This is a genomic window from Streptomyces sp. NPDC002156 (genome assembly GCF_053593675.1).
Map to the genome: position 1 here is coordinate 19,816 of NZ_JBSFDA010000127.1, position 11,266 is coordinate 31,081.

An 11,266-nucleotide genomic window follows, 5' to 3' on the forward strand; every position below is an offset into this window, starting at 1 on the left:
CCGGCCCGGGTTCCCGCGGTGCCCACTTCCCTACTTATCCACTCGCATCGTCCGTATCAGTCCCACGACCCCTGCGCCCTGGGCAGTTCCGCGACCTCCGTCAGATCCGCCGCCGACAGCCGCAGCTCCGCCGCCCGCGCGTTCTGCGCCACCCACCGTTCCCGCTTCGCCCCCGGTACCGGCACCACGTGCCGGCCCTGCGCGAGCACCCACGCCAGCGCCACCTGGGCCGGGGTGACCTCCGGACCGAGACGCGCCGCCACCCGGCGCAGGCCCGCCACGATCGGCTGGTTCGCGGCCATCATCTCGGCCGTGAAGCGCGGATGCCGGGCCCGGATGTCCTCCGGCTCGAAGCCCCCGCCCGGCGTCAGCGTCCCGGTCAGGAAACCGTTGCCCAGGGGCATCGCCGCCAGAAAGCCCACCCCGCGCGCGGAGCACCACGGCAGCAGCGACTCCAGTGCCTCGGTCGACCACACCGACAGCTCGGCCTGCACCGCGCTGACCGGAAACACCTGCTGCACCCGCTCCAACTGACGGATCGTCGCGTCGTACAGCCGCGCCTGCGACCGGCGCCCGGTCCGCGCGCCCATCGCGGACAGCCCCAACGCCCGTACCTTTCCGGCCTGTACGAGTTCCGCCAGCGCGCCCCAGGTCTCCTCGACGGGAACCTCGGGGTCCGCGCGGTGCAGCTGGTACAGGTCGATGACGTCCGTCTGGAGCCGGCGCAGCGACGCGTCGCACGCCCGTCTCACGTATCCAGGGCGGCCGTTGGCCACGATGTGCTGATCGCCCACCAGCAGACCGACCTTCGTCGACACGAAGGCGTCCGGGCGCCGTTCCCGCAACACCCGCCCCACCAACAGCTCGTTGGTGAACGGCCCGTACATGTCGGCCGTGTCCAGGAGCGTCGAGCCCTCGTCCAGGGCCCGGTGCACGGCCCGCACCGACTCCTCGCCGCGCTGCCGGGACGCGCTGTACGCCCAGCTCATCGGCATGCACCCGAGGCCCACGGCCCCCACTTCGAGCGCCGCCGCGCCGATCGTCCTGCGCTCCACCTGGTCGTGAACCTCTCTCTCCCTGCGCCCCAAACCTAACCTCTGTACGCACAGGGGTTCGCCCAGGACCGATCGACCACCTGCCCTAGCCTCGTGACCATGACTGCTGACGTGTGGCTTCCCATCCCGCCGGAAGAGATCGAGGGCCTCCCCGAAGGGCCGAACTACCTCTTCTGGAACGGCGATCACGACTACCCGGGGGACCCGGCCGACTGCGCGTTCTACGTGGTGCCGTACATGAAGCCCGTCGAGGTGTGTGTACGTCCCCTGCCGGAGATGTCCGGCGTCCAGGTGCTGCAGACCCTGTCCGCCGGCGTCGACAACATCCAGCCAGGTCTCGGCCAACTGCACCCGGGCGTACGGCTGTGCAACGCGCGCGGTGTGCACGAGGCGAGCACCGGTGAGCTGACCCTCGCCCTGATCCTGGCCTCGCTGCGCGGCATCCCCGACTTCGTGCGCGCGCAGGCCAAGGGGGAGTGGCTGGGCGGGTTCCGGCCGGCGCTCGCCGACAAGAGCGTCCTCATCGTCGGGTACGGCTCGATCGGCGCCGCCATCGAGGACCGGCTCGCGCCCTTCGAGCTCGCGCGGGTGGCGCGCGTCGCGCGCTCTGAGCGCACCACGGCGCGCGGACCGGTGCATCCGCTCACCGAACTGCCCGCCCTGCTCCCCGAAGCCGACATCGTGATCCTCGCCACGCCCCTCACCGATCAGACGAGAGGACTGGTGAACGGCGACTTCCTGGCGCGCATGAAGGACGGCGCACTGCTCGTGAACGTGGCCCGCGGGCCCGTCGTGGACACCAAGGCACTGCTGGCCGAGCTGGAGTCCGGGCGCCTCACGGCCGCCCTCGACGTCACCGATCCGGAACCGCTGCCGCCGGGACACCCCTTGTGGCAGGCGCCCGGCGTGCTCATCAGCCCCCATGTCGGCGGCCCGACCTCCGCGTTCCGGCCACGCGCCGAACGGTTGCTGGTGGACCAGTTGAGTCGTTTCATGAACCGGGAACCGCTGCGGAACGTGATCCTTACGACGGGGACGATCGACGCGTAGTCCGGTTCGGGCACACTCCGCATTCCCCCGGATGCGAGGTGTGTCCGTATTGCCGCTGGTCGTCACGGAGAGTAGAGGAACTATGTCCCTGAGTGACGAGACTGGTGTATCGTCCCGACAGGGGCTGCGCCGCGAACCGTTCGGCGCCGGGGACGGACATTTCAGACTGTGAGGGGGGCGACGGGCGATGCACGGCCTATGGGCGAACGATCCGACGCGGCGGGGCCGCCGACGGCGACCCTGGCGCACGGCCGCGCGCAGACGCGGTCACTGCAGCCATCACCACCACCGCCGGCACAGCGGTCGCCGGAGGCACACGCACACCTCGCCCCCGGTACCCGGCGCGCACCCGGCGCACCGGGTCGCGCGGGACGCGGGAGCGGCGCGGGTCCGGAGGGTCCGGTGAGTTCCCCGGGGGCGCTGTTGAGCCGCCGCCGGCCGGTCTCCGGCGGGGGGACGAGCCTGGTCTCGCAGCTCGTACTGGCCCTGGTCTGCGCGGGATACGCCGTCGGTTCCGCGCTCGGCTGGGGCTCCCCCCGACTCGCCCTGATCATGGGCGACTTCGGGCTGAGCGCCGCGGCGGCCACCGCGGCCGTCTCCTGCTTCCTCTACGCCCGCAGCCGTATCCGCTTTCGACCCGCCTGGCTGCTGTTCGGGCTGTCGTCCGCCATGGCCTCCCTGGGCAACCTGGTCTGGGGGTGGTACGAGGTCGTGCTCGACGTGGACGTGCCCAGCCCCAGCCTCGCCGACCTGTTCTTCCTGTGCTTCGCCCCGCCCGCCATCGTGGGACTCCTGGTCCTCGCCAAGCGGCCGGTGACGAAGGCCGGCTGGGTCTGCATGGTCCTCGACGCCTGGCTGATCGGCGGCTCGCTGCTCACCCTGTCCTGGAGCCTCGCCCTCGCGCAGACGGCGAAGTTCGACGGACCGAGCGTCGCGCACACCGCGCTGTCACTGGCGTACCCGCTGCTCGACATCGCTCTCGTCAGCATGGTCCTCGCGCTGCACTTCCGGCGCTCCACCGTGAACCGCTCGGCGGTGAACACCGCGATCGGCGCCCTCGCCCTGACCGTGGGCTGCGACGCCCTGTTCACCTCGCCCCTGATGCACAACAACTACCACTCGGGCCAGTTGCTCGACGCGGGCTGGTTCGCCGGCTCGCTGCTGCTGGCGTACGCGCCATGGGTGGGGTCCGGCCACGAGGGTCCCGGTGAATCCGGCGGGCACACGCGCGTGGTGCACGAACACCTCCCCGGACAGCAGCGCCCGGGCGGCCGTCCCGGCGGACACCAGCACCCGCCCCACACACCTCACACGCCCCGCCAGGGCCATCCGTCCGCTCCGGGGCAAGGGCATCCGCCCGCACCGGGCGGTGATCACAGCCGGTATCCGGCCACCCGGCCCATCACCGGCTCGCTGGCCGCGCTCACGCCGTATCTGGCCGCCGCGGTCTGCACGCTGGGCATCCTCTACAACGTCCTCAACGGCCGCAGCCCCGACCGCGTGGTGCTCATCACCGCGGGCGCCGTCGTCCTCGCACTCGTCGTGCGCCAGGGCATCATGCTGCTCGACAACATCACCCTCACCCAGGAACTGGCCCAGAAGGAGAACCACTTCCGCTCCCTGGTCCAGGGCTCCAGCGACGTCATCATGATCGCCGCTCCCAACGGGATGCTGCGGTACGTCAGTCCGGCCGCCGCCGGGGTCTACGGCCGGTCCGCGGAGGACCTCGTCGGCACCGAACTCGCGAATCTCATCCACCCGGAGGACCTGGGCTGCGTGGTGCACGAAGTGCGCCGCTTCCTCGCCGCCAGCCCGGACGAGGAACCCACGACCCGGATCGAGTGCCGCTTCAAGGCCGGCGGTGGGGGTACCTCCCGCTCGAGCGAAGCCGAGAGTGGGGGAGGCTGGCTGAACGTGGAGTCCACGGTCAACCGGCACCACGGCGGCCTCATCTTCAACAGCCGGGACGTCACCGAACGGGTGCGGCTCCAGGCCCAGTTGCAGCACAACGCCGAGCACGACCCGCTCACCGACCTGCCCAACCGCGCGCTGTTCACCCAGCGGGTGCAGCAGGCCCTGTCCGGCCGCCGCTCCACCGACCGCGGCACGGCCGTCCTCTTCATCGACCTCGACGGCTTCAAGGCCGTCAACGACACGATCGGGCACCAGGCCGGGGACGAACTGCTCGTCCAGGCCGCCCGCAGACTCCAGGACGCGGTCCGGTACGGGGACACCGCCTCCCGCCTCGGCGGCGACGAGTTCGCCGCCCTGATCGTCGGCGACGGCACCCGGGACCGTACCGCCCGCGAGCGTCACATAATGGAACTGGCCGACAGACTGCGGCTCACCCTCTCGCAGCCGTACGACATCGACGGCAACGACGTCCGGGTCAACGCATCCATCGGCGTCGCCTTCGCCGAACCCGGCCTCGGCGCGGGCGAGCTGCTGCGCAACGCCGACCTGGCGATGTACCGCGCCAAGGCCTCCGGCAAGGGCCGCGTCGAGCTGTACGCGCCCCAGATGCAGCAGGACGTCGTACGGAAGGCGGAGCTGGCCACGCGGCTGCGCGCCGCACTGCACGACGGCGAGTTCGCGCTGCTGCACCAGCCCGTGGTGGCCCTGGAGAACGGCCGGATCACGTCGGTCGCCGCCCAGGCACGCTGGCGCTCCTCCCAGGGTGTGCTGTTCACGCCCGCCGAGTTCCTGCGCGTCGCCGAGGACAGTGACAAGACCGCCGAGCTGGACCGCTGGATGCTGGAGGAGGCCGTCGAACAGGCCGCCGAACGCGCCGCGACCGGGCTCGCCGTACCCGTCGCCGTCCGGATGAGCGCCCGGCGGCTCCTCGACCGTTCCCTGCCCCTCGGGTCGATCGAGACCCTGCTGACCCGGCACGGGCTGCCCACCGGCGCCCTGGTGATCGAGCTGGCGGACACCGACCCCCGGGTCTCCCTGGACGAGCTGGAGCGCCGGCTGAACGCCTTCAGACGGCTCGGCGTACAGATCGCGCTGGACGGCTTCGGCAGCGGCTACGCGGCGATCACGGCACTGCGACGGCTCCCCGTCGACGTACTGAAACTCGACCGCGGGCTGGTCGAGGGCGTCGTCGAGTCCGCGCGGCTGCACAAGATCACCAGCGGGCTGCTCAGAATCGCGAACGACCTCGGGCTCCAGTCCGTGGCCGACGGCGTGGACCTGCCGGAGCAGGTGACCGCCCTGCGCGCGATGGGCTGCACACACGGGCAGGGCATGGCCTTCTCCGGGCCGCTGGACGAGTACCGGCTGCGCCGGGCCCTGTCCACCGGCCGCTATCCCGTGCCGAACGGCCCGGCCGAGCCCGCGTTCGCGGGGGGCGGTTCCGGGGTGTACACAAGTACAGGTGCCAGTACGGGTGTGCCCGCCGTTCTCGGGGGTGGAACAGCCCTCCGCTCACATAATGAGACTCCCGTCCCACCCACTTGACAGTCGGTGCGTGCCGGGGGGAGGGTCGACCTCATGCGCACCCGAATTCTCGTACTTGGAAAGCGCGTCGGCTGACGCTGGTGAACGTTTCGGACGGACCCGGAACTCCCAGCGACCGCACCCGGCGCGCTCCCCTCGCTTGCCTCACGGCACGAGGGGTTTTTTGTTGCACCGACACCAGTCGGGCCGCGACAAAAACACAACGCACACCGCACAAAACTCGCAAAAACCCTCAGCATCGAGAAGAGAATGCCGATGACCGAGCAGGCCACCGGGGCCCATCACCCGCAGCCGCGGCCCCGTTCCGGAGGACAGCAGTCCGCCCCCGAGCACGTCACGGGTGCGAAGTCCCTCATCCGCTCGCTTGAGGAGGTCGGGGCCGAGACGGTATTCGGCATTCCCGGCGGTGCGATCCTTCCCGCGTACGACCCGCTGATGGACTCCACGCGGGTGCGGCACGTGCTCGTTCGGCACGAGCAGGGCGCGGGTCACGCGGCCACCGGCTACGCGCAGGCCACCGGCAAGGTCGGCGTCTGCATGGCGACCAGCGGCCCCGGCGCCACCAACCTGGTGACCCCGATCGCCGACGCGCACATGGACTCGGTGCCGCTCGTGGCGATCACCGGGCAGGTCGCGTCCAAGGCGATCGGTACGGACGCCTTCCAGGAGGCGGACATCGTCGGCATCACGATGCCGATCACCAAGCACAACTTCCTGGTCACCAAGGCCGAGGACATCCCGAAGACCATCGCGGAGGCCTTCCACATCGCCTCCACCGGGCGTCCGGGTCCGGTCCTGGTCGACATCGCCAAGGACGCCCTCCAGGCCCAGACCGTCTTCCAGTGGCCGCCCGCCGCGGACCTGCCCGGCTACCGCCCGGTGACCAAGCCGCACGCCAAGCAGATCCGCGAGGCCGCCAAGCTGATCACCGCCGCCAAGCGGCCGGTCCTGTACGTCGGCGGCGGTGTCCTCAAGGCACACGCCACCGCCGAGCTCAAGGTTCTCGCCGAACTCACCGGAGCGCCCGTCACCACCACCCTGATGGCGCTCGGCGCATTCCCCGACAGCCACCCGCTGCACGTGGGAATGCCGGGCATGCACGGTGCGGTCACCGCCGTCACCGCGCTGCAGAAGGCCGACCTGATCGTCGCCCTCGGAGCCCGCTTCGACGACCGCGTCACCGGCAAACTGTCCAGCTTCGCCCCGCACGCCAAGATCGTCCACGCCGACATCGACCCGGCGGAGATCGGCAAGAACCGCGCCGCCGACGTCCCGATCGTCGGGGACGCCCGCGAGGTCATCGCCGACCTGGTCCAGGCCGTGCAGAAGGAGCACAGCGAGGGCCAGACCGGCGACTACACCGCCTGGTGGAAGGACCTCAACCGCTGGCGCGAGACCTACCCGCTCGGCTACGAGCAGCCCGACAACGGCTCTCTCTCCCCGCAGCAGGTCATCGAGCGCATCGGACAGCTCGCCCCCGAGGGCACGATCTTCGCGGCGGGCGTCGGCCAGCACCAGATGTGGGCCGCGCACTACATCCAGTACGAGAAGCCCGCGACCTGGCTGAACTCCGGCGGCGCCGGAACGATGGGGTACGCGGTCCCGGCCGCGATGGGCGCCAAGGCCGGCGCCCCGGACCGTACGGTCTGGGCGATCGACGGCGACGGCTGCTTCCAGATGACCAACCAGGAACTCACCACCTGCGCGCTCAACAACATCCCGATCAAGGTCGCCATCATCAACAACGGCGCCCTCGGGATGGTCCGCCAGTGGCAGACCCTCTTCTACAACCAGCGGTACTCCAACACCGTGCTGCACTCGGGCCCGAACGACGTCAATCCGGACGCCAAGGGCACCCGCGTCCCCGACTTCGTGAAGCTGTCCGAGGCGATGGGCTGCTACGCGATCCGCTGCGAGTCCCCCGACGACCTCGACAAGGTCATCGAGGAGGCGAACTCGATCAACGACCGCCCCGTCGTGATCGACTTCATCGTCCACGAGGACGCCATGGTGTGGCCGATGGTCGCCGCCGGCACCTCGAACGACGAGATCATGGCCGCTCGGGACGTCCGCCCCGACTTCGGCGACAACGAAGACGACTGAGCGAGAGAGACGTAAAGAGACATGTCCAAGCACACCCTCTCCGTCCTCGTCGAGAACAAGCCAGGTGTCCTCGCCCGGATCACCGCCCTGTTCTCCCGGCGCGGCTTCAACATCGACTCGCTCGCCGTCGGCGTCACCGAGCACCCCGAGATCTCCCGCATCACCATCGTGGTCAACGTGATCGAGGAACTCCCCCTCGAACAGGTGACCAAGCAGCTCAACAAGCTCGTCAACGTGCTGAAGATCGTCGAACTGGAATCCGGCTCGGCCGTTCAGCGTGAACTCGTTCTGGTGAAGGTGCGCGCGGACAACGAGACGCGTTCCCAGATCGTCGAGATCGTCCAGCTGTTCCGCGCCAAGACGGTCGACGTCTCCCCGGAGGCCGTCACCATCGAGGCCACCGGCAGCAGCGACAAGCTGTCCGCGATGCTCAAGATGCTGGAGCCGTACGGCATCAAGGAACTGGTGCAGTCCGGCACGATCGCGATCGGGCGCGGCGCGCGCTCGATCACCGACCGGTCGCTGCGCGCGCTGGACCGGTCGGCTTAGACGACGGATTCGGGCGGTCGGGGTACACCGGCCGCCCGTATTGCGAGACCCCCGAACTTCACTTCCCCCCGCCGTCATACGGTGGGACGCAACACCTGCACTCAAGGAGAGAACCCAAAGTGGCCGAGCTGTTCTACGACGCCGACGCCGACCTGTCCATCATCCAGGGCCGCAAGGTCGCGGTCATCGGTTACGGCAGCCAGGGCCACGCCCACGCGCTGTCGCTCCGTGACTCGGGTGTCGACGTCCGCGTCGGTCTGCACGAGGGCTCCAAGTCGAAGGCGAAGGCCGAGGAGCAGGGCCTGCGCGTGGTGACCCCCGCCGAGGCCGCCGCCGAGGCCGACGTCATCATGATCCTCGTCCCGGACCCGATCCAGGCCCAGGTCTACGAGGAGTCCATCAAGGACAACCTCAAGGCGGGCGACGCGCTGTTCTTCGGCCACGGTCTGAACATCCGCTTCGACTTCATCAAGCCCCCGGCCGGCATCGACGTCTGCATGGTCGCCCCCAAGGGCCCGGGCCACCTCGTCCGTCGCCAGTACGAGGAGGGCCGCGGCGTTCCGTGTATCGCGGCCGTCGAGCAGGACGCGACCGGCAACGCCTTCGCGCTCGCCCTGTCGTACGCCAAGGGCATCGGTGGCACCCGCGCCGGCGTCATCAAGACGACGTTCACCGAGGAGACCGAGACCGACCTGTTCGGTGAGCAGGCCGTTCTCTGCGGTGGTACGGCCGCGCTGGTCAAGGCCGGTTTCGAGACGCTGACCGAGGCCGGCTACCAGCCGGAGATCGCGTACTTCGAGTGCCTGCACGAGCTGAAGCTGATCGTCGACCTCATGTACGAGGGCGGCCTGGAGAAGATGCGCTGGTCGGTCTCCGAGACCGCCGAGTGGGGCGACTACGTCACCGGTCCCCGCATCATCACGGACGCCACCAAGGCCGAGATGAAGAAGGTCCTCGCCGAGATCCAGGACGGTACCTTCGCGCGTGAGTGGATGGCCGAGTACCACGGCGGTCTGAAGAAGTACAACGAGTACAAGTCGCAGGACGAGGCGAGCCTGCTGGAGACGACGGGCAAGGAGCTGCGCAAGCTCATGTCCTGGGTGAACGACGAGGCGTAAGTCTTGAGGGATGGGGCCGCAGCACATGCTGCGGCCCCATTGCCGAACCCTGGGCAGGGTCTCATTCGTGGTCTCACCACGGATGAGTGATCCTTCCGCGGAGGCGTAAGACGCCCCTCGCCGCGCCACTACACTGCCGTACTACATTCGCGTCAGGCCCACAGCGTCGTGCGTCTTCCACGCGGTAGCCCCTCCACCGCCTGCGGCCGTCGGGACGGCCGTCCGCAAAGGACTGAGTGAGGACTCACGTGAGCTCGAAACCTGTCGTACTCATCGCTGAAGAGCTGTCGCCCGCGACCGTCGACGCGCTCGGCCCGGACTTCGAGATCCGGCACTGCAACGGAGCGGATCGAGCCGAACTGCTCCCCGCCATCGCCGACGTCGACGCGATCCTGATCCGCTCGGCCACCAAGGTCGACGCGGAAGCGGTCGCCGCCGCCCGGAAGCTGAAGGTCGTCGCACGAGCCGGCGTCGGCCTGGACAACGTCGACGTGCCTTCTGCCACCAAGGCCGGCGTGATGGTCGTCAACGCCCCCACCTCCAACATCGTGACCGCGGCCGAACTGGCCTGCGGTCTCCTGCTCGCCACCGCCCGCCACATTCCGCAGGCCAACGCCGCGCTGAAGAACGGCGAGTGGAAGCGCAGCAAGTACACGGGCGTGGAGCTGGCCGAGAAGACCCTCGGTGTCGTGGGTCTGGGTCGGATCGGTGCGCTGGTGGCCCAGCGCATGTCCGGCTTCGGCATGAAGGTCGTCGCGTACGACCCTTACATCCAGCCCGCGCGGGCCGCGCAGATGGGCGTCAAGGTCCTGTCGCTGGACGAGCTGCTCGAGGTCGCCGACTTCATCACCGTCCACCTGCCGAAGACCCCCGAGACGGTCGGGCTCATCGGTGACGAGGCGCTGCACAAGGTCAAGCCGAGTGTCCGGATCGTGAACGCCGCGCGCGGCGGGATCGTCGACGAGGAGGCGCTGTACTCGGCGCTCAAGGAGGGCCGCGTCGCCGGCGCCGGTCTCGACGTGTACGCGAAGGAGCCCTGCACGGACTCCCCGCTGTTCGAGCTGGACCAGGTCGTCTGCACCCCGCACCTCGGCGCGTCCACGGACGAGGCGCAGGAGAAGGCCGGTATCGCCGTCGCCCGCTCGGTGCGGCTCGCGCTCGCCGGTGAGCTGGTCCCGGACGCGGTCAACGTCCAGGGCGGGGTCATCGCCGAGGACGTCAAGCCGGGTCTGCCGCTCGCCGAGAAGCTCGGCCGGATCTTCACCGCGCTCGCGGGCGAGGTCGCGGTCCGCCTCGACGTCGAGGTGTACGGCGAGATCACCCAGCACGACGTCAAGGTGCTCGAACTCTCTGCGCTCAAGGGCGTGTTCGAGGACGTCGTCGACGAGACGGTGTCGTACGTCAACGCCCCGCTGTTCGCCCAGGAGCGCGGCGTCGAGGTACGGCTGACGACCAGCTCGGAGTCGGCCGACCACCGCAACGTCGTCACCGTGCGCGGCACGCTCGGCACCGGCGAGGAGGTGTCGGTGTCCGGCACGCTGGCCGGTCCGAAGAACCACCAGAAGATCGTCGCGGTGGGGGAGTACGACGTGGATCTGGCGCTCGCCGACCACATGGTCGTGTTCCGGTACGTCGACCGTCCGGGTGTCGTCGGCACGGTCGGACGCATCTTCGGTGAGGCGGGTATCAACATCGCCGGGATGCAGGTTTCCCGGTCGGTGGCCGGTGGGGAAGCGCTGGCTGTCCTGACCGTCGACGACACGGTTGCCCCCGGTGTGCTGACGGAGGTCGCCGAGGAGATCGGCGCGACGTCTGCTCGATCGGTCAACCTGGTCTGAGGTGACCGTCGGTCTGGGGGCTGCCGCCCCCAGGCCCCCGCTTCGGCCTGAACGGCCTCGTCCTCAAACGCCGGACGGGCTGAGATGCCCACCC

At 69.7% G+C, this 11,266-nt stretch carries 7 protein-coding genes; 6 read left to right on the forward strand and 1 reads right to left on the reverse strand.

Features of this window, described 5'->3' with window-relative positions:
* Positions 1-56: 56 nt before the first annotated feature.
* The gene (locus tag ACWCRB_RS36015) at positions 57-1,055 is read right to left on the reverse strand and encodes an aldo/keto reductase (protein WP_451000070.1); all 999 of its coding nucleotides are present in this window, start codon (positions 1,053-1,055) and stop codon (positions 57-59) included.
* A 99-nt stretch (positions 1,056-1,154) separates the two neighbouring features.
* Here ACWCRB_RS36015 and ACWCRB_RS36020 point away from each other — a divergent pair, with 99 nt between their 5' ends.
* The 6 genes from ACWCRB_RS36020 to serA all read left to right on the forward strand — a co-directional run bounded on the left by ACWCRB_RS36020 (position 1,155) and on the right by serA (position 11,172).
* Entirely contained in the window at positions 1,155-2,105 is a 951-nt protein-coding gene (locus ACWCRB_RS36020) for a 2-hydroxyacid dehydrogenase (RefSeq protein ID WP_451000071.1), read from the forward strand.
* Positions 2,106-2,507: 402 nt separating this feature from the next.
* Complete coding sequence (locus ACWCRB_RS36025) at positions 2,508-5,564, forward strand: EAL domain-containing protein (protein ID WP_451000072.1); 3,057 nt, start codon at positions 2,508-2,510, stop codon at positions 5,562-5,564.
* A gap of 255 nt (positions 5,565-5,819) precedes the next feature.
* The gene (locus ACWCRB_RS36030) at positions 5,820-7,667 is read left to right on the forward strand and encodes an acetolactate synthase large subunit (RefSeq protein ID WP_369034865.1); all 1,848 of its coding nucleotides are present in this window, start codon (positions 5,820-5,822) and stop codon (positions 7,665-7,667) included.
* A gap of 21 nt (positions 7,668-7,688) precedes the next feature.
* Positions 7,689-8,216: an acetolactate synthase small subunit gene (gene ilvN, locus ACWCRB_RS36035; RefSeq protein ID WP_105970583.1), complete on the forward strand. Its 528-nt coding sequence runs from the start codon at positions 7,689-7,691 to the stop codon at positions 8,214-8,216.
* Between the two features lie 119 nt (positions 8,217-8,335).
* Positions 8,336-9,334: a ketol-acid reductoisomerase gene (gene ilvC, locus ACWCRB_RS36040; protein ID WP_235474639.1), complete on the forward strand. Its 999-nt coding sequence runs from the start codon at positions 8,336-8,338 to the stop codon at positions 9,332-9,334.
* 248 nt (positions 9,335-9,582) lie between these two features.
* Positions 9,583-11,172, forward strand: coding sequence for a phosphoglycerate dehydrogenase (serA, locus tag ACWCRB_RS36045; protein WP_369034864.1), 1,590 nt, complete (start codon positions 9,583-9,585; stop codon positions 11,170-11,172).
* The last annotated feature ends 94 nt before the right edge of the window (positions 11,173-11,266 follow it).